The sequence below is a fragment of the Candidatus Izemoplasma sp. genome (genome assembly GCF_982632705.1).
Genome location: NZ_CEXEES010000024.1, coordinates 1 through 25,184, shown reverse-complemented (window position 1 = coordinate 25,184; position 25,184 = coordinate 1). Strand labels below are relative to the sequence as shown.

At 32.1% G+C, this 25,184-nt stretch carries 25 protein-coding genes; 23 read left to right on the top strand and 2 right to left on the bottom strand.

Translation table 11 applies throughout. From position 1 onward, the window contains the following. The 15 genes from AC2LE6_RS04815 to AC2LE6_RS04745 form a co-directional block, all read left to right on the top strand. On the top strand, window positions 1-387 hold a 387-nt coding region (locus AC2LE6_RS04815; protein ID WP_484478123.1), incomplete at its 5' end, for a DnaJ C-terminal domain-containing protein. A gap of 54 nt (window positions 388-441) precedes the next feature. Then, complete coding sequence (locus AC2LE6_RS04810) at window positions 442-855, top strand: hypothetical protein (protein WP_484478122.1); 414 nt, start codon at window positions 442-444, stop codon at window positions 853-855. Window positions 856-1,361: 506 nt separating this feature from the next. Continuing rightward, window positions 1,362-2,651 (top strand): tRNA (N(6)-L-threonylcarbamoyladenosine(37)-C(2))-methylthiotransferase MtaB, encoded by a 1,290-nt coding sequence (mtaB, locus tag AC2LE6_RS04805; RefSeq protein WP_484478121.1) that lies wholly within the window; start codon window positions 1,362-1,364, stop codon window positions 2,649-2,651. An 81-nt stretch (window positions 2,652-2,732) separates the two neighbouring features. Further along, entirely contained in the window at window positions 2,733-2,909 is a 177-nt protein-coding gene (gene rpsU / locus AC2LE6_RS04800; RefSeq protein ID WP_484478120.1) for a 30S ribosomal protein S21, read from the top strand. Window positions 2,910-2,985: 76 nt separating this feature from the next. Then, entirely contained in the window at window positions 2,986-3,972 is a 987-nt protein-coding gene (locus tag AC2LE6_RS04795; RefSeq protein ID WP_484478119.1) for a PhoH family protein, read from the top strand. After that, window positions 3,944-4,360 (top strand): rRNA maturation RNase YbeY, encoded by a 417-nt coding sequence (gene ybeY / locus AC2LE6_RS04790; RefSeq protein WP_484478118.1) that lies wholly within the window; start codon window positions 3,944-3,946, stop codon window positions 4,358-4,360. The genes AC2LE6_RS04795 and ybeY overlap by 29 nt, the downstream gene beginning before the upstream one ends. 8 nt (window positions 4,361-4,368) lie before the next feature. Continuing rightward, the gene (cdd, locus tag AC2LE6_RS04785) at window positions 4,369-4,761 is read left to right on the top strand and encodes a cytidine deaminase (protein WP_484478117.1); all 393 of its coding nucleotides are present in this window, start codon (window positions 4,369-4,371) and stop codon (window positions 4,759-4,761) included. Further along, entirely contained in the window at window positions 4,761-5,654 is an 894-nt protein-coding gene (gene era / locus AC2LE6_RS04780; protein WP_484478116.1) for a GTPase Era, read from the top strand. Before cdd ends, era begins: the two co-directional genes overlap by 1 nt. A 12-nt stretch (window positions 5,655-5,666) precedes the next feature. Continuing rightward, a complete protein-coding gene (recO, locus tag AC2LE6_RS04775) occupies window positions 5,667-6,383 on the top strand; it encodes a DNA repair protein RecO (RefSeq protein ID WP_484478115.1) in 717 nt (238 codons plus the stop codon). 84 nt (window positions 6,384-6,467) lie between these two features. After that, complete coding sequence (locus AC2LE6_RS04770) at window positions 6,468-7,844, top strand: glycine--tRNA ligase (RefSeq protein ID WP_484478114.1); 1,377 nt, start codon at window positions 6,468-6,470, stop codon at window positions 7,842-7,844. A 12-nt stretch (window positions 7,845-7,856) separates the two neighbouring features. After that, entirely contained in the window at window positions 7,857-9,632 is a 1,776-nt protein-coding gene (gene dnaG / locus AC2LE6_RS04765; protein ID WP_484478113.1) for a DNA primase, read from the top strand. Next, complete coding sequence (rpoD, locus tag AC2LE6_RS04760; protein WP_484478112.1) at window positions 9,619-10,869, top strand: RNA polymerase sigma factor RpoD; 1,251 nt, start codon at window positions 9,619-9,621, stop codon at window positions 10,867-10,869. Before dnaG ends, rpoD begins: the two co-directional genes overlap by 14 nt. Then, window positions 10,869-11,540, top strand: a complete 672-nt coding sequence (locus tag AC2LE6_RS04755) for a tRNA (adenine(22)-N(1))-methyltransferase (RefSeq protein WP_484478111.1) — start codon at window positions 10,869-10,871, stop codon at window positions 11,538-11,540. Before rpoD ends, AC2LE6_RS04755 begins: the two co-directional genes overlap by 1 nt. Continuing rightward, the gene (locus AC2LE6_RS04750; protein ID WP_484478110.1) at window positions 11,537-12,310 is read left to right on the top strand and encodes a Nif3-like dinuclear metal center hexameric protein; all 774 of its coding nucleotides are present in this window, start codon (window positions 11,537-11,539) and stop codon (window positions 12,308-12,310) included. The genes AC2LE6_RS04755 and AC2LE6_RS04750 overlap by 4 nt, the downstream gene beginning before the upstream one ends. Window positions 12,311-12,392: 82 nt before the next feature. After that, window positions 12,393-13,016, top strand: a complete 624-nt coding sequence (locus AC2LE6_RS04745) for a GNAT family N-acetyltransferase (RefSeq protein WP_484478109.1) — start codon at window positions 12,393-12,395, stop codon at window positions 13,014-13,016. A gap of 73 nt (window positions 13,017-13,089) precedes the next feature. Here AC2LE6_RS04745 and AC2LE6_RS04740 read toward each other — a convergent pair whose 3' ends face one another. Continuing rightward, a complete protein-coding gene (locus tag AC2LE6_RS04740; RefSeq protein WP_484478108.1) occupies window positions 13,090-13,257 on the bottom strand; it encodes a DUF362 domain-containing protein in 168 nt (55 codons plus the stop codon). Window positions 13,258-13,434: 177 nt separating this feature from the next. On the opposite strand from AC2LE6_RS04740, the gene AC2LE6_RS04735 reads away from it, so the two are divergent. Both AC2LE6_RS04735 and AC2LE6_RS04730 read left to right on the top strand, forming a co-directional pair. Further along, window positions 13,435-14,265, top strand: coding sequence for an FTR1 family iron permease (locus tag AC2LE6_RS04735; RefSeq protein ID WP_484478107.1), 831 nt, complete (start codon window positions 13,435-13,437; stop codon window positions 14,263-14,265). Between the two features lie 70 nt (window positions 14,266-14,335). Next, window positions 14,336-14,551 (top strand): YneF family protein, encoded by a 216-nt coding sequence (locus tag AC2LE6_RS04730; protein WP_484478106.1) that lies wholly within the window; start codon window positions 14,336-14,338, stop codon window positions 14,549-14,551. Between the two features lie 57 nt (window positions 14,552-14,608). On the opposite strand, the gene plsY is transcribed toward AC2LE6_RS04730, so the two are convergent. Then, complete coding sequence (gene plsY, locus AC2LE6_RS04725) at window positions 14,609-15,256, bottom strand: glycerol-3-phosphate 1-O-acyltransferase PlsY (RefSeq protein ID WP_484478105.1); 648 nt, start codon at window positions 15,254-15,256, stop codon at window positions 14,609-14,611. A 124-nt stretch (window positions 15,257-15,380) separates the two neighbouring features. Here plsY and parE point away from each other — a divergent pair, with 124 nt between their 5' ends. From parE to recJ, 6 genes are all read left to right on the top strand, one after another. Further along, window positions 15,381-17,312 carry a DNA topoisomerase IV subunit B gene (gene parE, locus AC2LE6_RS04720; RefSeq protein WP_484478104.1) on the top strand — a complete coding sequence of 644 codons (1,932 nt, stop codon included), beginning with the start codon at window positions 15,381-15,383 and terminating at the stop codon, window positions 17,310-17,312. A 1-nt stretch (window position 17,313) separates the two neighbouring features. Beyond that, a complete protein-coding gene (gene parC, locus AC2LE6_RS04715; RefSeq protein ID WP_484478103.1) occupies window positions 17,314-19,830 on the top strand; it encodes a DNA topoisomerase IV subunit A in 2,517 nt (838 codons plus the stop codon). 135 nt (window positions 19,831-19,965) lie between these two features. Continuing rightward, window positions 19,966-21,036 (top strand): hypothetical protein, encoded by a 1,071-nt coding sequence (locus AC2LE6_RS04710; protein ID WP_484478102.1) that lies wholly within the window; start codon window positions 19,966-19,968, stop codon window positions 21,034-21,036. Between the two features lie 8 nt (window positions 21,037-21,044). Continuing rightward, complete coding sequence (gene nadC, locus AC2LE6_RS04705) at window positions 21,045-21,869, top strand: carboxylating nicotinate-nucleotide diphosphorylase (RefSeq protein WP_484478101.1); 825 nt, start codon at window positions 21,045-21,047, stop codon at window positions 21,867-21,869. 10 nt (window positions 21,870-21,879) lie between these two features. Further along, the gene (argS, locus tag AC2LE6_RS04700; RefSeq protein ID WP_484478100.1) at window positions 21,880-23,532 is read left to right on the top strand and encodes an arginine--tRNA ligase; all 1,653 of its coding nucleotides are present in this window, start codon (window positions 21,880-21,882) and stop codon (window positions 23,530-23,532) included. A gap of 41 nt (window positions 23,533-23,573) precedes the next feature. Next, window positions 23,574-25,139: a single-stranded-DNA-specific exonuclease RecJ gene (gene recJ / locus AC2LE6_RS04695; RefSeq protein ID WP_484478099.1), complete on the top strand. Its 1,566-nt coding sequence runs from the start codon at window positions 23,574-23,576 to the stop codon at window positions 25,137-25,139. Window positions 25,140-25,184 lie beyond the last annotated feature (45 nt).

Below are 25,184 nucleotides of genomic sequence, written 5' to 3'. Positions count from 1 at the left end.
GGTGGACCATCAGGAGATTTATACATTCTATTTGATGTAAAAAAACACCCTTTATACGAACGTCATGGAGATGACCTAGTTATCGAAGTTCCAATCACATTCACACAAGCTACTCTAGGTGATCACATAAAAGTCCCTACACCACACGGTGATGTTAAACTTAAAATACCATCTGGTACACAAAGTCAAACAACATTCAGATTACGTGGTAAAGGAGCACCAAACGTTAGAACAAGACGTAATGGTGACGAACATGTAATTATTAAAGTAGTAACACCAACTACAATCAATAAAAATCAATCCAAACTATTTGAACAATTAGGTAAAACTGATTTAACTAAGGATTCAACAATTTGGGAAAAATTCAAAAAAGCATTAAAACACTAAAAAAGGTTCGTTTGAACCTTTTTTTATGTGATATAATTATTACGAGGTGATTTTATGAAAGTAACAATATCAACTGTAATCGAAAAGCCAATAGACGAAGTAGTATTTGCCCTTATAGACAAAGATGAGCAATTACAACGTGAAGGATATCAAGATATTAAACTAATTGAAGGGATTCAAAATACTGAAGGGTCATTAGAAATGATAACCAACCAAGTAGGTACACAGTTATCAAGATCTGTCATAAACGTCAATCTTCCCCATTCAATTACATACCATCTTCATGAAGCACATATGGAGTTCGAACATCATTTTAGAGAACATGATGACCATGTTCACTATAAGTTAATAGTTAGATCAGTAGGAAACAAAGTTTTCCAGTTTTTATCTAACTTTTTAAAACGTAAAGTTGAAAGAACTATGAACGAAATTGTCCAAGAATTCAAGAAATATTGCGAATCAAAATAAAGGGTTTTTCTAACCTTTTTATTTTGTTTATGATATAATCTTTTTATGTAATAATATGCAAAATACTACAAAGTTAACGATAAATATTTATACATAAGATACTAAAAATTTAAAACGTTATTCCTTGCCAATAAGCAATTATTTTATACAATAAAATAAGGTGTTTAGCGCATAAATTTGCGAGTTTATTTTAGACTTGCACTACACATAGAACTTTCTTGGCAATGAGTATCAAATAATTATGTGTCAAATATGGTCAGTTGATATTCAATGTTTTACAATTCAATATTAATGCAATATGTTATTAATAATGAAATCAGCTTATTATTTGCAGTCAATCATTATTTAGGGTTCCATCATATTGAACTCCATACAATATAACATATAGTTTAATTAAAAATAATGAAGATAAATATAAGTTTGAAATCAATTAAGTTTAGTTAAGAAAATACAAGTTTGCACATAGTAAATAATTTAAATCTTGTATATGAAAAGAGTGATATTTTATGAAAGTAGCTTTTTATACATTAGGATGTAAAGTAAACACATATGAAACAGAAAGTGTATGGGAACTATTCGAAGAAAAAGGATACAAAAGAGTAGACCATAAATCATATTCAGATGTGTATGTTATTAATACATGTACTGTGACAAATTCTGGTGATTCAAAAAGTAGAAAAGCAATCAGAAAACTAATAAAACAGAACCCAGAAGCAGTAGTCGCAGTTATGGGGTGTTATTCACAAATGAGTTCTGATGAAATACTAGCAATAGATGGTGTTGATATCGTTATTGGTACAAAGCACCGTGAGCAACTTATTGTTTTAGTTGAAGAGTTTCTACGTGAAAGAGCTAAAATCAACGCAGTAACTGATGTTTCTAGGTACAAAGTGTTTGATGAAGTACATGTTACACACTTTACTGAAAACACAAGAGCGTTCTTAAAAATACAGGATGGGTGTAATAATTTCTGTAGCTATTGCATAATCCCATTTGCAAGAGGGCCTGTTCGTTCAAGAAACAAAGAAAGTGTTTTAAGAGAAGCAACAGAACTAGTTAAAAACGGATATCATGAAATCGTATTGACAGGGATTCACACAGGTGGATATGGGTCTGATTTAGAGGATTATTCATTATTTAAGCTATTAACTAACTTATCAAATATCAATGGATTAGATCGTATAAGAATATCTTCAATTGAAATAAATGAGTTGTCAGATGAAATTCTTGATTTAATTTCATCAAATAGCATCTTTGCCAAACATCTTCATATCCCACTTCAATCAGGAAGTGATGATGTGTTAAAAATGATGAAAAGGAAATATAACAAAGAAGAATATCTTACAAAAATCACCGAAATAAGAAGCAAAATACCAGGAGTTGCGATAACTACTGATGTAATCGTTGGTTTCCCATCTGAAACAGATGAAATGTACTCCGAAATGGTGCAATTTATTGAAGATTGTAACTTCAGTGAGCTACACGTTTTTCCATACTCGAAACGAAGTGGAACAAAAGCAGCACAGATGAAAGATCAAATTAATGGTATAATAAAATCAGTAAGAGTAAATGGATTATTAGAACTTAATGAGAAATTGGCAACAAACTTCATTAATGAATCCAAAGAAAACAATCTGAGTGTATTGTTCGAAAAATCGGACGATTTATACACATATGGACACAGTGATACATACATTTATGTGAAGGTAAACAAAGACCTTGAATTACATAATAAAATAGCAAAAGTATCCATCGAAAACGTTAAATATAAGGATACATTTGCAAAACTAGTATAATATTCAAAAAAACTTGCAAAAGGCTATATAATTTGTTAATATTAGTACGGCAAAATAAAAGAGCGAGAGGAGGGAATTCTCATGGCAAAAACTGTTGTAAAAGAAAACGAAAACATAGAAGACGCGTTAAGAAGATTTAAACGCGATGTTTCACGTGCTGGGATCCTGGCTGAAGCTCGTAAAAGGGAACATTACCTGAAACCAAGTGTTTCAAAAAAACTTAAACAAAAAGAAAACAAGAAAAACGGTAGAAGATAAATAACGGCGAAAGCCGTTATTTTTTTCCCTAAATATGATATAATTTAGTTATATTCTATGATGGGAGATTGATAGTATGGTTGATTTAACAAAACTTGATGTACAGTTTCGTGATGTGGATAGTTTTAGGGCTGTTGTAGGCTTTAATGACAAAAACCTAAAAGTACTTAATGCCTTGTTTTCAACAAGTATTTACTCCAAAGGTGAAGATGTCTTTATTGAATCGAAAGACCAAGATAAAGTCGCTGTATTATCTAAAATATTTAGTTGTCTGATCGATATAGCAAAGAATAATATTGTTATTTCAGAACGAGATATCATTTATATATCAAAACTTGCTGATCAAATGGCAGAAAAAGATATTGTAGATATTTATGTAGATCGTGTTGTAATTACGAAAGCATACAATGGTAAACCTATCTATGCAAAAACACTGAATCAAAAGCATTACATCAAGGCAATTAATGATAACGATCTTGTCTTTGGTATCGGACCAGCAGGTACAGGTAAAACATACGTTGCTGTAATTAACGCTGTTGCTAAGCTAAAAGATGGTTCTGTTAAAAAGATTATTCTAACAAGACCAGCTGTCGAAGCAGGTGAAAAACTCGGGTTCTTACCAGGAGATTTAAAAGAGAAAGTAGATCCATATCTAAGACCGTTATATGATGCCTTATATGAAATACTAGGTTCAAAACAAACCGAGGATATGATTGAAAAAGGAATCATTGAAATCGCACCCCTAGCTTACATGAGAGGGCGTACACTAGAAAATGCTTACGTCATCTTAGATGAAGCACAAAATACAACAATAAATCAAATGAAACTATTTCTAACACGTTTAGGGTTTAACTCTAAGATGGTAGTAACAGGTGACATTACACAAATAGATTTACCAAACAAAAACAACTCAGGATTAATCCAAGCAAGCAATCTATTGGCTAGAATAAAAGGAATCAGTATTATCAATTTCGAAAAAGTAGATGTTATCAGACATCCACTTGTACAGAAAGTAATACAGAGGTATGAAGAATATGAAAATAAATATACAAAACTTTTTTAACGAAGTAGATTATAGTAAAACGATTGAACTTGTTGGAAAACAAGCAACCAATCAATTACAATTAGCTAATAAAGAGATTAATGTAGTGTTTATATCAAACAATCAAATACAAGAAATGAACAAGCAATATAGAAACAAAGATTATCCAACAGATGTTTTAACGTTTCCAAACGGTGAAAACAACCAACTAGGAGATGTTGTTATATCTTTAGAAAAATGTGAAGAACAAAGAATTGAATTAGAGCATTCATTTGAACGTGAACTTGGTTTTCTATTTATCCATGGGGTATTACATACCTTAGGATATGATCACCAAACAGAAGACGATGAATTAGAAATGGTTCAATTGCAAAATAAAGTATTACAAAAAGCGAAATTATTTAGGTAGGTGTACATATGAAAGATTTATACAATGAAGCAAAAGAATTACTTAAAAACTCATACTCAGATTACTCAAAGTTCAAAGTAGCTGCCGTAATCCGTATGAAAAACGGAGAATTAATCAAAGGTGTTAACGTCGAAAATGCATCATTTGGTTTGACCAACTGTGCAGAACGTACTGCGCTGTTTTCAGCGTATACAGCAGGGTATCGCAAAGATGATATCGAAGAATTACTATTAACGACAGAACAAGATAGTTTTATCAGCCCTTGCGGAGCTTGTCGTCAAGTAATGAGAGAGCTGATCAATGAAGATACAAAAATCCATATCACAAACAACAAAGGCGATGTAAAAACTGTTCTAAACAAAGAGTTATTACCTTTTGCGTTTACTGAGAAAGATTTATAATGTTTAAATCTGGATTTGTAACAGTAATCGGTCGTCCTAATGCTGGAAAAAGCACATTTGTAAATAAAGTTATGGGTCAAAAAGTTGCTATAACAAGCGACAAACCTCAAACAACAAGAAACAATATCTCAGGGATTCATACCACAGAATCTTCTCAGATTATTTTTATCGATACCCCAGGTATCCATAAACCGCATCATAAACTAGGTGCCTTCATGACAAAAGAAGCTATCAACACATTACGTACAGTTGATCTTATTTTATTCATGGTTGATTCTACAAAAAGCTTTGGTCCCGGTGATGAATTCATCATCAATGAATTAAAGAACGTAAGAGTCCCAGTATTTCTTATATTAAACAAGGCAGATGATATTGACGATGTTGTTAGATTGAAAAACAATGTAGACAAATACAAAGAAGCATATAACTTTAAAGGAATCTTCAGCATCAGCGCATTACGCGGTGATCATATAGATAGATTACTAGAAGACATAGAAAACGAGTTAGAAGAAGGACCTAAGTACTATCCCGACGATATGAAGACAGATCATCCAGAGAAATTTATCATCAGTGAGATGATAAGAGAAAAAGTACTACATCACACCAAAGAAGAAGTTCCTCATAGTGTAATGGTTCTAATAGAATACGTGAAATACGATGAAGTGAATACTGATTTACTAAATATTCACGCATCTATTATTGTAGAACGACCAAGTCAAAAAGGAATCATTATCGGTAAAGCAGGACAAATGATTAAAAAGATAGGAACAGATGCCAGAAAAGATATCTTGTACCTATTAGGACAAAAAGTCTATCTAGACCTACACTGTAAAGTAGAGAAAGATTGGCGAAATAAAGAGTTTCATTTACGTAACTTCGGATACACAGAATAGTAGGTGATTAAAATGATTGAAGCAATAGTTTGTAAATCTCTAGATTATAAAGATTCAAGTAAAATCTTATATCTTTATACTGAAAAAGGTACGATGAGTGTCATCGCACGTGGAGTTAAAAAACTACAAAGCATCAATCGTTTTTTATCTCAAGTACCCAATGTAATAGAATTCACCCCAACTAGAGGAGACTTTCCAAGCCTCAAAGAAGGTGAACTTGTAAAGGAATTCAGCAATATCGAACTTGATATTGAAAGCTATACATTTGTATCACACATTTTAGAACTTGTATCAGCAATTATAGATGAAAATAATGATCATCCAAAAATGTATCAGTTCTTAAAAAGATTACTTACACTATTTGATCAACAGTTTGATCCGGAAATTCTTAGTTTTATCTTCGAGTTAAAACTACTACATTTTCTTGGGTACGGTCTTCGTTTTAGTGGTTGTAGTCTATGTGAAGAAAATGATAATTTAGTGTATTCAATCAGAAACGGTGGTTTGATTTGTAGAAAACATTTAGAACCTCTGGAAGAACACTTTGATTCAGATATTTATATGAAGATAAACGAACTATATAGAATGGACATTAGTGATTTAAAAACATTTGAATTCACAAAAAATGAACGTATTATGATTCGTCATATTATCGATGTTACCTATAGTGATTTCACCGGATATCAATCAAAATCAAGAAGTATCATCAAACAAATTAAAAAATACTAAAAAGAGCTCGTCTCTTTTTTTGTATTTTATGGTATAATATAACATGCAAATTTATGTCCAAATTACAATCTAGGAGGTAGACGTATGAGTAAGATAAAAATGGAAGATTTAGTAAACTACGCGAAGAACTACGGATTTGTATTTCAAGGTAGTGAAATTTATGGTGGATTAGCCAATACATGGGATTATGGTCCACTAGGTGTAGAACTTAAAAATAATATCAAACAAGCTTGGTGGAAGAAATTTATCCAAGAAAATAAATTAAATGTCGGATTAGATAGTAGTATTCTACTGAATCCAAAAACATGGGAAGCATCAGGACATGTTGGTGGATTTAGCGATCCTCTAACAGACTGTAAAAAATGTAATACAAGACATCGTGCTGATAAGTTAATTGAAGATTTCGATCGTTCAGTAAACCCAGATGCATGGTCTAACGAAAAAATGATGGAATTCATACTAGAAAACAAGATTGCCTGTCCAAACTGTGATGCATTAGATTATACAGATATCAGACAGTTCAACCTAATGTTCTCAACAACACAAGGTGTAACAAGTGACAGTGAGAATGTAATATATATGAGACCAGAAACAGCACAAGGGATTTTCCTTAACTTCAAAAATATTCAAAGAAGTGCTCGTAAAAAAGTACCGTTTGGTATTGGACAAATAGGGAAATCATTTAGAAATGAAATTACTCCAGGTAACTTCATTTTTAGAACAAGAGAATTCGAGCAAATGGAATTAGAATTCTTCTGTAAACCAGGAACTGAATTCGAGTGGTTCCATTATTGGAAACAAGAATGTAAAAACTTCTTACTTAGTTTAGGATTACAAGATGAAGACATCAAACTAGTAGATCACGAAGAGGAACAGTTAAGTCATTATTCAAATGCAACAACAGATATTGAATTCAACTTCTCTTGGGGATTTGACGAACTTTGGGGTATCGCATCTCGTACAGATTTTGATTTAAATGCTCATCAAGAACATTCAAAGCAAAATCTAATGTATTTAGATCCTTTAACAAATGAAAAGTATTTACCATATGTTATAGAACCATCGTTAGGAGTAGAACGTTTATTCTTAGCAGTATTACAATCTGCATTCAAAGAGGAAACTCTAGAAAATGGAGAAACTAGAATCAATCTACAACTGGAGCCATCAATCGCACCGTATAAAGTTGCGGTATTACCATTAATCAAAAAGTACCATAAAGAAAAAGCAGATGAAATGATCGAATATTTATCTAAATTCTTTACAGTAACAAATGATGAATCAGGTAAAATCGGTAAACGTTATAGAAGACAAGATGCAATTGGTACACCATTTGTACTAACAATTGATGATGAAGGTGTCAACAACGAAATCTTCACATTAAGAGACAGAGATACTATGGAACAAATTAACTTATCAAAAAAAGAATTAGTACCATATTTATTGGAAAAACTATACTACTAGTAAGGTGATAATATGCCAAGACTTAGTGATGAATTTATAAATGAAGTATTAGCTAAAACTGATATCATAGACGTTATCGGTGAAAAAGTGGCTCTTTCTAAAAAAGGAAAGAGTTATTTTGGTTTATGCCCATTTCATAATGAAAAAACTGCGTCATTTAGTGTTGAACCTGAACGTAAAATATATAATTGTTTCAGCTGTGGGGAAAAAGGAAATGCAGTAACATTCCTCCAAAAAACCAATAACATATCATTTATTGAAGCAATCGAAGACTTAGCAATCAGAGCGAATATCACAAAAGACTTCTCTGATTTTAAAACAGAAAACCCAAATCAAAGACTGTTTGAAATCAATGAATCTGCGAACAAACTATACAACTTGTATCTATCTAGCACAAAGTCAGGGATAGAAGCAAAAACATACTTGTTGTCACGTGGAATCTCAGTCGATATCATGAAGCACTTTGAATTAGGACTTGCTTCTAATGAGTTTGATTTATTACATAAGACCCTAACCAACCAAGATTACCTTGTAAGTGATCTACATGATTTAGGACTTGTTAAGAAAAGTAAAAATGATAACTACTACGATTTATTCAGAGAACGTATCATCTTCCCAATTAAAGACGAAAAAGGTAACACAGTAGCCTTTAGTGGAAGAACGTATAAAGAAAACGATGAATCCGCAAAGTATATAAACAGTCCTCAAACAAAAGTATTTACTAAGAGTAATGTTTTATATAACATGCAAAATGCAATCAACGAGATAAAGAAAAACAATAGAGCAGTATTATTTGAAGGGTACATGGATGTTATTGCTGCATACAAAGCAGGTGTAAAAGAAGCTGTCGCTTCAATGGGAACATCATTAACAAAAGATCAAATAAAACTAATTAAGAAATACACGAATAATATAGTAATATGTTATGACGGAGATGCAGCTGGTTTTGAAGCTACATCACGTGCACTTATCATGTTCCAACAAGAACAAATGAATGTCACTGTCGTAATATTACCAGATAAACTAGATCCAGATGATTATATCCAAAAATACGGGAATAAAGCGTTACTAGAATATATAAACAATAACTGGATAGACCCACTTGAATTTGAATATAAGAAAAGCAACATGAAAATCGACTTCTCTAAAATGTTAGATATAGAACACTTTAAGAAAACAATATTTGATATGATTAAAAACGCATCAAATACTGTTATAGAGAGTTATATCAAACGTTTAGCTGCTGATACAAAACTTAGCCTAGAGTCGATTAGACAGGATTTTAACCAGTATACAAAGAGAAACATTAGTAATATTCGTAACGTCTACCGTGCCAAAGTAGAAGTACAAGACAAGTACACATTCGCAGAACGAAGATTGGTTAATTATTTCTTAGATGATAGAAAATATTTATTCAACTATAACAAAGAATTTGGTGAAGTTTTTCATATTGATGAAAATGTACGTCAATTGAAGGATATTGTTGAAGATTTATATTTAGAAAACGATACAAAAGAAATGGACACTGTGGAAATTAATAATAGTTTTATTGAAAAACTAACAGAGGCACAGAATAGTTTCTTTATCAATCGCTGTATAAATAAAGAACTTCAATTGATTCCGAAAGAATACGATGATTTGATTGATGCGATGAACGATTACCAATTTAAGCTAGTTCTAGATCATATGGAACTGCAAATAAAAGAAGCACCTACTTTACAAGAAAAAATAAAACTTGCAGAGTACAGAGATTTAAAAATCAAGGAGGAAAAGTATGGACAAAAATAAAATCATTCAAGAGCTAGTGGAGATTAGCAAGGCTAAAGGGTATTTAGAAGTAGCCGAGATTCTAAAGTTTGTTAGTGATGAAACAGAGGATTTTGATATAATCATTGCAGAACTAGAAAAGAAACAAGTAGATGTAGTTAGTGCTACAGAAATGGTTAACTTAGAAGTTCCTACATTGACATTAGATGATGATTCTGATGATGAAGAGGGAGATGGACTTGATCCATCAATCGTTCTTGACTTAAACTTTACAAAAGACATAGAAGAAGAACTATTACACGATAAATCATTTGAATCACAAATGAGTATTAAAGTAGATGATCCAGTACGTATGTATTTAAAAGAAATCGGTCGTGTTGACTTACTTGAAGGATTCAAAGAAGTTGAACTTGCTACTGATATCGCAAATGCAGTTGTTGCTAAAGAACAATTTGATGAAATGGTATCAATGGGAGAAGAAATAGACCCAGCATACAAACTACAAGTTGAACAAATTATGTTCAGAGGAGAACTAGCGAAAAACAAGCTAGTTGAAGCCAACTTACGTTTAGTTGTATCAATCGCAAAACGTTACGTAGGACGTGGGATGCAGTTCTTAGATTTAATCCAAGAAGGAAACATGGGATTAATGAAAGCTGTAGGTAAATTTGATCATACCAAAGGGTTCAAATTTAGTACGTATGCTACATGGTGGATTAGACAAGCAATCACTAGAGCAATCGCCGATCAAGCTCGTACAATCCGTATCCCAGTACATATGGTTGAAACAATCAATAAACTTGTTAGAACACAACGTCAATTGATTCAAGAACTAAAACGTGAACCACAACCTGAAGAAGTGGCAGAGCGTATGGGAATCAGTGTTGAGAAAGTTCAAATCATTCAAAAAGTAGCGCAAGAACCTATTAGTTTAGAAAGCCCTGTTGGTGAGGAAGAAGATTCATCATTAGGAGATTTCATACCTGATCCAGATACATTAACTCCAATGGAGTTTACATCAAAAGAAATGTTAAAGCGTGAACTAGCAACTGTTTTAGAAACACTAACTGACAGAGAAGAAAAAGTATTAAGAATGCGTTTCGGTATGTTAGATGGTCGTGCTAGAACATTAGAAGAAGTTGGTCGTGAATTTGGTGTTACTCGTGAGAGAATCAGACAGATCGAAGCCAAAGCACTTCGTAAATTACGTCACCCATCTAGAAGTAAAAAACTGAAAGACTTTATGACTGGAAAATAATGAAAGAATTTCACATTATGGACTTATCAAAACGTCTATATGCATGCGCTAAATATACAGATGGTTTTCATAAACTAGCAGACATTGGTACTGACCATGCGTTCTTACCAATCCATGCAGTTCTAGAAGGATATGTATCATATGCACAAGCAATAGATAATAAAGAGGGACCGTTTGTCATTGCATACAGCAATGTAAAAAAGCGAGAACTACAGGAAAAAATCAAAGTGATCAAAGGTGATGGAATCGAGAAAATCGATGATGACACAGATGTATGTGTAATCGCAGGTATGGGTGGTAGACTTATCGCAGACATCTTAACAAATCATAGTACTAAAAACGTTAAAAGGTTTATACTACAACCTAATAACGAAGCAGATAAAGTTCGTGCCACATTAAAAGAGCTGAAATATCAAATCATTGATGAACTTGTAATTAAGGAGAATCATAAGTATTATGATATTATTGTTATCGAAAAGGGATCCAAAAATTACTCTAGTTTTGAAGTAATGTTTGGTCCGATTAACTTAAAACAAAAACCTTTCTTTTTCATAGAACGAATTGATAAAGAAATTACTAAACTAAATAAAGTGTTACCTAACATTCCTGGTGACCAGCAAAAGATATCTTTACTTGCTCGCATTAAACTATTAGAGGAGGCAAAGTCATGAATGGACAAAGAATAATTTCATTATTTGAATCATTATACCCAAAAAACTTAGCTTACGATTGGGATAATGTAGGGTTACAAATAGGTACATTAAATAAAACAATTACAACAATATTGTTGACATTAGATGTTACAAAAGAAGTGATTGAAGAAGCAATCAAAAACAACTGTGATTTGATTATAGCTCATCATCCACTAATCTTTTCTCCTATAAAAGGTATTCAAACAGAAACATATCAAGGACATATTATAAAAGAGTTAATTAAAAACGATATTACACTCTATATCGCTCACACTAACTTTGATATCTCTAACTACGGTATGGATTCGATGTTGGCTTCGATGATTGGACTTGAAAATCAAGAAAACCTTGATGACATTACTGATAACGAAGGTCTTGGTAAAATAGGAAATGTTAAAGAACAATCGATGAAAGATGTTATAAAACATGTTAAGAACGTATTTAAAGTTGAAGATGCTAGATTCATTGGTGATTTAAATGCCATTGTTAAAACAGTCGCTATATCTGGTGGTAGTGGAAGCTCTAATATAATAAATGCTGTTCATAAGAAAGCAGATTTATTTATCACAGGAGATATAACATATCATAAAGCACTAGATTGTGTTAACTATGGTATTAATACCCTTGATATTGGTCACTACATCGAACATCATTTTATGTATCATCTAAAGAATGTTTTAGAATCTGAAGGAGTTACTGCGAAAGTTATCACTTCAAAAGTAGTAACAAACCCTTATACATTCGTATAAAAAAACGGCTATTATTTAGCCGTTTTATTTTTACATAAAACACAATAAAATGGTATAATTATACTGAAAGTTAGGTGATTTCATGTTTGATACACAAATTCATGAACTGTATCAATATCTCACAAAGCAAGAACTAAAAGACCCTTTTTCAATTATTAAATTAGATAGAAAAAGTAGTGTTCAATACATCACTGATAAATATACTTGGATACTAGTACCTAATCAATCCAAGATGACAATTGAGAATTATAAATCTAAATTCAAAATAAAAGATACGACTCATCTGTTTTTTATTAATGATCTTGAATTTGGTTTAATACAAAATACATCTCTTTGTAGAGAATTAAATAAAGATGATAATGATATTTTTAAGGCTTTCTTAGATAGTTGCTCTAAAAAGGATAAAGAAGAAGGTATGGTTAGTTTAGAAGATGACTTTATATATGGTTTGTTTGATGATGAAAAACTAGTAGCTGTATCATCATTATGGAACTGGGGTGACGTTATAAGTGATATTGGGATTCTTGTACACCCTGGTTATCGTAAAAGGGGCTATGCCAAAACTGTTTGTCAAACATTGATGGTAAATATCGACAAGAAATTTGTTTGGAGATGTGATGATGTAAACAAAGGGTCATATCGACTTGCCAAATCAATTGGTTTTATTCATACTGGTTTAATCCAAGAATTAGTAAATATATCATAAATAAAAAACGAAGATTACTCTTCGTTTTTTTTATTCTATTTAATTATAGTATAGTTATTTAAATCAGTAAGTTCTATACTTCAGATATAGCGTCTACAGGACAAACTACTTCACATGCACCACAATCGATACAAATATCTTCATCAATAACGTAGATATCACCTTCAGCGATACAATCTACTGGACACTCAGGTACACATGCACCACAAGCTATACAATCAGTTGAAATTCTTCTAGCCATTATAATTCCTCCTTTACAAGAAATGTTCTATGTAAGTATTTTAACCTTAAATAGCCAAAAAGTAAATACTCTTTTGTCTTATTTAGCATCCTATTTAGAAAAATTATGATTATCTTTGAAAATGGCATCGTTTTACTATAATATATAGACGTATACAAATTTGAAAGGACTGATTATATGTTCGGTATTGATTTCGTACCAGGGTTGGTTATGGGGATAAGAGAAGGGTTAGAAGCGTTTTTAATAGTTGCTATTATGTTGGAGTACTTAAATAAAACAAATCGCTTAAATGATAAGAAAGCAGTATTCCAGGGGTTAGGATTAGGGATCTTAGCATCTGTAGTAATTGGGCTTGTTTTATTTGGTATTTCAAACGCCATAGGAGCAAACAGTGATAACGTTGCGAAGTTGTGGGAAAGTGTTGCTAGTTTTGTTGCACTATTACTTATTACAACATTCATATTCTTTATGTTAAAGAATAGACATAAGATTGTAAGTGATATTCAAGATAAGATGAAAGTATCTATATCTAAAATGGCTATACTATTGTTGGCCTTTGTAATGGTTGCAAGAGAAGGTGCTGAAATAGCATTGTTTGTATTTGCATCAGCAGAACAAGGTTCATATTTAGCAGGAGCATTGATTGGTATTGTAACTTCAGGAGTATTATCATTCTTAATCTACAAATCATTAATCAAAGTAAACCTAAAAGTAATTTTCAATGTGACATTATTCTACTTGATTCTACAAGCTGGATTCATGTTTGGATATAGCTTACATGAATTATTATCTTATTTAAAAGCAGAAGGTATTTTGGAAGCATCTAATGTTATATATACTAAAATGTTTGATCTAAGTGATACATTCTTGTATCATAAGGAACAACCAATTGGAATAGCGTTATATGCCACTGTAGGTTGGTATTCTAAGCCTGAAGTTATTCAGTTCTCAGTGCAATATCTCTACACTGGAGCATTTATATATCTATTCTTTAAAACAAAAAAATAGGCCACATTTGACTTGTTTTATTAGTATTAATCTTGTACAATATAGAGGAGATTAATTAAGGAGTGATACAATGGGTCTAGGATGGGCAATAGCAGCAATAGTTGTCGCATTATTATTAGGTGCAGTGTTAGGATTTTTCTTATCACAAAGATATTTCAAGAAATATCTTAGAGAGAATCCACCTGTAAATGAAAATATGATTAGAGCAATGATGACTCAAATGGGTAGAAAACCATCTGAGAAACAAGTTAGACAAGTACTAGCTTCAATGAATGCAGCAAAATAACAAAAACCTCAAATGAGGTTTTTTTATTTGCATAAAAAAAAGACGATTTCTCGTCTTTTACCATGTAACTTTGTTTTCAATACCTTTACTAATTTTTTTATAATTCTCTTTGTGCCTCCAAAATATTAATAACATGATGAAGATCAAGAACGGTAACTCAAATAAGAAGTATTTACCTTGATCAAAATACGGTATTAAGTTGATGTCAAACACTTGCCAAATTACTGATAAAATTATGATAATAATTGGAATACTTGTTGATCCAACACTAACATACTTAGTGATTTTAGTAACAATAAAGAAGGTAATTACTGCAATTGCGGCCCAAATTACATTAAATCCTGTAATTAATCCCATAGTAGATGCGACAGCCTTTCCACCACGTAAACCAATGAAGATTGAGTACACATGACCAATTGCTGCTATGACACCAAATGCTAGAATCGGCATATACTCAACATGGATTAACCCTGTACGCATCAGTAGTACAATTAAACCACCTTTTAACCCATCAAAGAAAACGATTAAAAACCCTACTTTACGTCCTAAATGACGAATAGAATTTGTTCCACCGGGATTTCCACTTCCATGATCCCTAACGTCGATTCCTTTAAACCATTTTCCAAATATGATAGAAAATGGGATTGACCCGAACAAGTATGCAAGTACCAAAAGTACTATTTCAAATATAAGCTGTGAACCCATGAAAATCCACTCCATTTCAGTAATATATGAGTCATTATAACATACAAATATAAATTTACACATTTTTTTTGATTTCATTTATGTTATAATATGTAATTGTAGATACGGATAGGAAGTGTACAAGATGAGTGATAACATTCAAAGTTACGATGAATCGTCTATCCAAATACTGGAAGAACTAGAAGCGGTACGTAAAAGACCTGGTATGTATATTGGGTCCACAGACTCTCGAGGATTACACCATTTAGTGTGGGAAATCGTTGATAATGCGATCGATGAAGTGCTTGCAGGATATGGGACAGAAATCACAGTTACAATTAAAGAAGACAATAGTGTTGTTGTAGAAGACAACGGTCGAGGTGTTCCGGTGGGAATGCATGCTTCTGGAAAAAGCACGGTTGAAATTATTTACACAAAGCTTCATGCTGGTGGTAAATTTGGACAAGCAGGCGGATACAAAGTATCTGGTGGGTTACATGGTGTTGGTGCATCTGTAGTTAACGCATTAAGTGAATTTGTTGATGTTACAGTGCATAGAGATGGTAAACTTTACAACATTAGATTTTCTAATGGTGGTAGAGATATATCAGAACTTGAAGTAATAGGTGAATCTAACAAAACTGGTACAACAGTTTGGTTCAAGCCTAACAATGAGACTTTTAGTACAACTGTATTTAGTCTTCAAACCTTAACAGAGCGCTTGAGAGAGAGTGCCTTTTTACTTAAGGGATTAAAAATGACGTTAATTGATGAACGTTCGAAAACAACAAAAGAGTTTTTATACAACGATGGGATTATCTCATACATCAACTTCATCAATGATAAAAAGACACCATATCACAATGCATCGATTATTGAGGGAATCTCAAATGAGATTGAAGTTGAAGTTGCATTTCAATTTGTTAAATCATATACCGATCAAATAGTATCATTTGTAAATAACGTTCGTACTAAAGATGGTGGAACACATGAAACTGGTTATAAATCAGCAATCACAAAACTGTTTAATGAGTACGGGCAAAGAGTAGGGTTGATCAAAAACGGAAACAAACTTGAAGGTGCGGATATTAGAGAAGGTTTAACAACGGTACTATCTGTTAGGATTCCTGAAAACCTACTTCAATTTGAAGGACAAACGAAAAACAAACTTGGATCTCCAGATGCTAGAAGTGCTGTAGAACAAGTAGTTACTGAAAAACTTACATACTTCTTAGAAGAAAACAATAATCTAACATATACTCTTATCGAGAAGGCTATCAAAGCACAACTTGCTAGAGACGCAGCTAGAAAAGCACGAGAAGAAGCTAGATTAGAAAAGAAAAAATCTAAAAAAGAAACCAATTTATCAGGTAAATTATCACCTGCACAAACCAAGAACCCAGATCGAAATGAACTGTACTTAGTAGAGGGAGATTCAGCTGGGGGTAGTGCAAAACAAGGTCGTGATAGAAGGTTCCAAGCAATACTTCCATTACGTGGTAAGGTAATAAATACTGAAAAAGCAAAAATAGAAGATGTATTGAAAAATGAAGAAGTAAACACAATTATTCATACAATTGGTGCAGGACTTGGTCCTGATTTTGATATGACAAAGTGTAATTATAACAAAGTAATCATCATGACAGATGCGGATACTGATGGTGCACATATTCAAGTATTACTATTAACGTTCTTCTTTAGATATATGCGTGAACTTGTTGAAGCTGGTAAAGTGTATATTGCACTTCCACCGCTATACAAAGTAACAAGGCAAGTTAGTAAAAAACAACTTTCTGATTATGCATGGACAGATGAAGAACTTGAAGAGTTAACAAAAGATTTCAAATCATATAACATTCAACGATTCAAAGGACTAGGTGAAATGAACGCTACACAACTATGGGATACTACTATGAATCCTGAATCAAGAACACTGATTCGAGTTAATATCGAAGATTTAGCAGATGCTGATCAACGTATTAATATTCTTATGGGAGATAAAGTTGAACCAAGAAGAGACTGGATTGAAAGTAATGTTTCATTCGCTTCTGAAGACAACTTTAAGTTAGGTAAATAACATGGAGAAGAAGAAAATAACTAAGCAAATAGAAGAGTTCGTTGAAGGAAAAATCCTAGTTGAAAACCTTGAAGACATTGTTGGAGAAAGATTTGGTCGTTATAGTAAATACATTATTCAAGATAGAGCATTACCAGATGTACGTGATGGACTAAAACCAGTTCAGAGACGTATATTGTTTGCGATGTACAAACTTGGAATGTTCAGCAATAAACCATATAAGAAATCTGCACGTATTGTCGGTGACGTCATTGGTAAGTATCATCCTCATGGTGATTCATCAGTATACGACGCAATGGTGCGATTAAGTCAAACTTGGAAGCAAAGAGATATTCTTATTGATATGCATGGGAACAATGGTTCTGTGGATGGAGATAGCGCTGCAGCAATGCGTTACACTGAAGCAAGAATGTCAAAAGCAAGTGAATATTTACTACAAGATATTGACAAAAGAACAGTAGATTTTATACCAAACTTTGATGATGAAGAGTATGAACCAACCGTTTTACCTGCACGTTATCCAAACTTATTAGTTAATGGAGCAACAGGGATTAGTGCTGGGTATGCAACTGAAATACCTCCTCATAATCCTAGAGAAGTTATTAACGCAGTTATTAAAAGATTAGATAATCCTGAAATGACACCTGAAGACCTTATCAAAATTATGAGTGGTCCAGATTTCCCAACAGGAGGAATCGTTCAAGGTCGTGAACAGATCATTCAAGCATATAGAACAGGTAGAGGTAGAATATTTATCCGAAGCCTTACTGAAATTGAAGGACAATCTATCATAGTAACTGAAATTCCATACGAAGTGAACAAAGCAGTACTTGTTCGTAAAATTGATGACATCAGAATCAATAAGCAAATCGATGGAATCAAAGAAGTTAGGGATGAATCAGATAGAGAAGGATTACGTATCGTTATCGATGTTAAAAAAGGATTTGATCCACTAAGTATCGAAAACTTCTTACATAAAAAGACAAACCTATCAAGATCATACAACTATAATATGGTAGTTATTAACAATAAACGACCAATGTTATTAGGAGTATTACCTATATTAGATGCATATATTCTACATCAAAAAGAGGTAGTGACTAATAGATCAAACTATGAACTAAGAAAAGCACAAAAAAGATTACATATCGTAGAAGGTATCATTAAATTACTAGATATCATAGATGATGTAATCGCGTTAATTAGAGCTTCAAAGAACAAAAAAGATGCAAAAAGCAAACTTATTAAAAAATATAAATTTAGTGAAGAGCAAAGTGAAGCTATTGTTATGTTACAACTTTACAAATTGTCTTCAACTGATATAAACGAACTAGAAACAGAGCAATCTGAGTTAAATACAATTATTGATCGTTTAAAAGTAATACTAAGTAACGAAACAGAATTAGAAGAACTAATAAAAACTGAATTAAAAGATATTCAAAAACGTATATCAACGAAGCGAGTTAGTAAAGTTGAAGAAGAAATTGAGAAAATCGTTGTTTCTGAAGAGAAATTAATTAGTGAAGAACAGCTATTTGTAGGTGTTTCATGCGCTGGATACATAAAAGCATCGAAACTAAAATCTTATAATTCTACAAAAAAAGCACAAGTTAAAGATAACGATTCATTGTTGTTTGAACATGAAGTGTCATCTCTAAGCACATTGTTACTATTTACCAATAAAGGAAACTATGTTTATACACCAGTCTTTAAACTTCCTCAATACAAGTGGAAAGATCTTGGCACACATATAAACAATATCGTTCAATTAGGTGAAGATGAGGAAATCATCAAAGTAATAAACGTTCCTGATTTCAAAGAAGAAAAGTTCTTACTATTTGTAACTAGAAACAATCTAGTTAAATTAACGAAACTAAACGAATTTGATGTATCAAGATACAATAAGACAATAAAAGCAATTAAACTGAATCCAGATGACGAAGTAGTTTCAATAGATACTACATCATCAATTGAAAAAGACGTATTGATTTTTGCAGACAATGGACAAGTACTTAAGTTCAATTTATCTGAAATACCAGTAACTGCAACAACAGCAAAAGGTGTTAAAGGTATGAACCTAGCTACAAAACAAAAATTATCTGCTGGTATTATACTAGAAGACAGTCATGTATTAATTATACTGACAAATCGTGGTACTATAAAACGTACTGATCCTGTCATAGTACCTAAAAAGAAACGTACGAACAAAGGATTCCAAATTTACAAAGTTGTTAAGTCAAATCCATATCTAGTAAAAGACGTATGCCTTATGAATGCAACTCAATACAAGAATAAAGTCCAAATCAGAATTAACACTGATTCTCAACTTGTTCTTACATCTGCATTTGACATTAAAGTTGATAAAACTGAAAATGGAAAACAGTTTGTTAAAAAAGCAGAAGGAACACCACTTTACATTAATATTGAAACAATAGAAGAAGATTCTTCTCTTGTTCCAATCAGTGAATATAAAAAAGCTGATGATGTAGAAGTTGTACAACAAAAATTATTTAACTAAAAAGCAGTGAATTTCACTGCTTTTTTATTATAGTCATAATATTGACTATGACTATAAATATAATCCAAAAGTATTGATTTTTGCGCTAAATATAGTAAAATAGAGTGTGTATTGATATGTTTGGAGGAATTGACTATGAATAGTTTAAACAACATAGAGCGTGCTCAAATACCTTACGATATAATTAGCAACTATATCAAATTGTATAAGTCGATTGGAAATAACCACTATAATCATAAAACATTGGAATCGGATAATGCAGTAATGGTGCGCCAAACAATTGCCAAAGATGTGCAGTATTTTGCACATATTTTCGGTGTTGAGATGTCTGAAGGTAGGATCAAGTCTCTGATATACAAAGGGGTACTACCTAAAAACAAAGAGGAACGTCTAATTATCAACCTTCATAACGCTTTTACAAAAGTGCACAATGAGACATCGACGTTTGAACTTTTACCGACTGAAATTTTCGATTTGCTGCATTTCTTGTTCAGTGATGTCGTTTCTGAAAAGAAACTACAGTTCAATAAAGTGCAGAAGACAGCCAAAAAAGTTACATTATTATCTAGTAATTACACATCAAAACGTGATACACTAGAAGAGTTAATCGCAAGATTTAATGAGATGAGAAAAGAAAATAAATTTGAGGTTTCATTTCTTATTGTAAGTTTTTATATAGATTTTCTAAAATCAGACATATTTACTGATAAAAATAAAGAAATTGCATTAGTACTTCTATACATTTTATTGGTAACAAATGAGTTCGAAGTGTATGAGTATATTAGCTTCTTTGAAGCTATATCCATAAATATTGAAGAGTTCGATAAGGTGCTTTTAAGCTCAATGTACAATTGGGAAGAAGGGTTCAATAATGTTATATCAATCCATCGGTTTGTCTTGAAAATTTCGTTGATAGCTTATGATCATATAAACTCTTTTATAAGAGATTATGAGTTTGATAAAAATTTAAACAAGTCAGATAACATAGAAAATACTATTAATAAACTTGATGATATATTTAGCAAAGATGAGATAAGAAGTGTACATCCATACATCTCAGATTCGACAATTAATAGAACTTTAAAACGATTAAGAGACGAAGATAAAATCCGACCACTTGGAAAAGGTAGATCGGCAAAATGGATAAAATTATATACAACTCCAACTAAAAAAATTAGTTACGAACAACTAGACTTAAAAATATAGGTGATAACATGAGTAAACAAATAGACAAAATTATTCTTGATGCATTAGAAGAAGACATCCCAACTATAGATATAACGACTGACAACTTGTTCACAGACGAGCAAAGTGAAGGTATCTTTATAGCTAAAGAAGATGGTGTTTTAAGTGGTATAAAAGTAATGCAAAGAGTGTTTCAAATAGTAGATGATTCAGTATATATTAAAGTAATAAACACTGATGGTACGTTTATCGAAAAGGGCGACTTAATCGCTATAATTAGTGGTAAAGCACGGTCTATTTTAAAAGGAGAACGTATTGCACTAAACCTTATGCAAAGGATGAGTGGAATCGCAACAACTACAAGGAAATTTGTTGACGAGATTACAAACAATCATACTAAAATATTAGATACCAGAAAGACAACACCAAACTTGAGGATTGTTGAGAAGATGGCAGTCGTTGATGGTGGTGGAATTAATCATAGATTTAGTTTAAGTGATCAAGTTATGATAAAAGACAACCATATTAAAGCAGCTGGAAGTATCACACGTGCAGTTGAGTTAGTAAAAAATAAGGTTGACCAGAATATAAGGATTGAAGTTGAAGTGGAAACTTTCGATCAATTCCTTGAGGCTATAAACACAGAGTGTGACATTGTTATGTTGGACAATATGAGCAATGAGTTAACAAGAAAATGTGTTCTTGCTAACAACAATAAATTGTTAGAAGCAAGTGGAAACATGGTTTTAAACAGAATCAAAGAGGTAAGTGAAACTGGAGTTGATTTTATTAGTGTAGGTGCTTTAACACACTCAGTTAAATCTATGGACATCAGTTTAAAATTCAATAAATAGAGGTGAAGATATGAATATTCAAGAATTAGTATTTGACATTAAAGATCATATCAAAGATATTCTTAAAGATTTAGGATATTTTGATGAGAAAATAAATATAACATTAGAAGTACCAAAAGATAAATCAAATGGAGACTATTCTACAAACGTTGCAATGCAATATGCTAGAATAGCTAGAAAATCTCCTAGAATGATTGCAGAGGAAATTACTAACAAAGTAAATCATGATGAAATGTTCATTGAAAAAACTGAAATCGCAGGACCTGGATTTATCAATTTTTACATTAAATCGACATTCTTAACAAATGTCATCAAAGATATCAACGTTCAAAAGGAGAATTATGGTAATCAGGATTTAGGACAAGGAGAATTCTATAATATAGAGTTCGTTTCAGCCAATCCAACTGGTTTACTTCATATAGGACATGCTCGTGGAGCTGCAGCAGGGGATTCTTTATGTAGAATCTTGACAAAAGCTGGTTATAAAGTAGAAAAAGAGTTTTATGTAAATGATGCAGGTAATCAAATTAAGAATCTAGCACATAGTATATATGCTAGATATAAAGAACTATTTAATCTTGAGTCTACAATGCCTGAAGATGGATACTTTGGACCTGAAATTATCGTTACAGCGAAAGAAATTAAAGAACAATATGGAGATAAATTCATATCAGAAGATGGTTTTGAATTCTTTAGACAATATGGTGTAGATTCATTATTAAATGAACTTAAAAAGGATTTAAAGGATTTTAGAGTTGAATTTGATGTTTGGTTTAGTGAAAAATCACTCTATGATCAAGATTTAGTAAACAAAACAGTTAAGCACTTGATTGACAATAACTATACATATGAATTTGAAGGTGCAGTTTGGTTAAAAACAAGTGAATATGCAGATGAAAAAGATCGTGTAATAATTAAAAGTGATAAAACATTTACCTATGTAACCCCAGATATTGCATACCATAAAAACAAACTTGATAGAGGATACACTAAATTGATTGATATCCTAGGTGGAGACCACCACGGATATATACCTCGTTTAAAAGCAGCCATTGAAATGGTTGGTGGAAACAGTGAGACTTTAAATGTTGATTTACTTCAAATGGTAAAAGTACTTCAAGATGGAGTTGAAGTTAAAATGTCTAAACGTAGCGGTAAAGCCATTACAATAAGAGATTTAGTAGATGAAGTTGGTCCAGATCCAATTCGTTATTTCTTCGCAATGAGAAGTTTAAATACACATATGGATTTAGATTTAGACTTAGCTCTAAGACAAACAAATGAGAATCCAGTATATTATGTACAATACGCTCATGCTCGTATATGCAGTATTTTTAAACAAGCAAAAGAAAAGGGATATGACCTATCAACATTTACTACTGAATTATCAACACTAACAGGTGAAAAAACATTAGAACTAGTTTCTAAATTAAGTGAATATCCTGATGTAATAAAAGCATCTGCAACACAACGCGCACCACATAAACTAACAAACTATATCAACACATTAGCAAGTTCATTCCATAGTTTCTATAATGATGAACATGTTATTACAGATAATGTACAAAAAACAAACGAACGTTTGGCATTGCTAAACGCAACAAAAATCGTGCTGAAAGACGCGCTTCATTTAGTCGGAGTATCAGCACCAGAAAAAATGTAAAAAAGTGGGCTACCACTTTTTTTGCTTAGGAGGAAAAAACTATGTGGAAATTAAAGAATGAATCACTAGATCAAACGAAACTTGTAGAGGATATTTACAAGTCTAGAGGGGTTCATAATTACGAAGAATTATTTAACCTTGATGAAACGTCTTTGAACGATCCGTACCTCTTTAGAGACATGCAAAAAGCAGTTGACCGCATAATGGATGCAGTTAAAAACAAAGATAAAATATTAATCTATGGAGACTACGATGTGGACGGTATAACGTCAACATACGTTTTGTACAAAGTTATCAAAGAACTTGGAGGATTGGTTGACTATGATATTCCGAACCGCTTTATAGACGGATATGGACTTTCAACGTCAAAAGCCTTCGAAATCATCAATGATGACTACCAATTAGTACTGACAGTGGACAACGGAATCAAGTCTAAAAAGGAAGCAGTTATCTTCAAAGAAAACAATGTTGATTTCATCATCACAGATCATCATGAAATAGAAGATGAACTACCAGAAGCATTCGCTGTAATACATACAGCTTTATCAGATTATCCATTCAAACCACTTGCTGGGGTTGGTGTTGCTTTTAAAGTAATTCAAGCTCTTATTGGTGATGAAGCATTGGAATACATTGATATTGTTGCTATTGGTACAATCGCTGATATGATGCCTTTAATTGATGAAAACAGAGCAATTGTTAACTTAGGACTTAATAAACTCGCAGCTTCACAAAATATCGGATTAAACAAATTGATGGATTTTCTAGATATTTACACACCAGCAGTTAGTGATGTTCAATACAAAATTGCTCCAAGAATCAATGCATGTGGACGTATGAAATCAGCAAAACTAGCTGTAAGACTACTTGATGCTACTGATTACCAAGAAGCATCAAAACTGATCACTGAAATTGAAGAAAACAACAATAAACGTAAAAAACTAACTAAAAACTTATACACAGAAGCACTAAACATACTAGATAACACAAAACCAGCAATCATCATCCATTCACCAAAAATGCATGAAGGTGTAATTGGTATTGTCGCATCACGTATGGCCAATGAGTTTGGCAAAGTATCTGTTGTACTTAAAGAAGAAGATTATACATACAAAGGTAGTATAAGAAGTTATAATGGCGCAGACATTATATCTGTACTAGGTGAACTAAAAGACCTTCTGATCAGACACGGTGGACACACAAACGCTGCTGGATTAGAGTTTAAAAAAGAATACTTAGAAGAATTTAAAACAAGATTCAACGAACTAATTCCACAAGCAAAGCAAATGGAACCTGCCGTAGTTGAAGGAAGAATCAACATCTTCAAATTAGGTATTGATCAAATCATTGATTTAGAACGCTTTGATTTAAAAGATGCATTATTCGTATTTGAGGAAATCGTTCCACAAAGTAAATACCTAATAAGAGGAGAACACACAAAACTAATCTTATCAAACGGTATAGAAGCAATATTCTTCAGTAACAAAGCGCTTTATCAAAAACTTAGAAACCAACAGCCAGTCACACTACTTGGTCGTTTAGATGTAAATACATTTCAAGGGAAAACAAAGAAGCAAATTTTAATCGATGACTATGTAATAATTTAGTAAATATACTATCAAATATTAAAATATTTGTTATAATAAATTAAG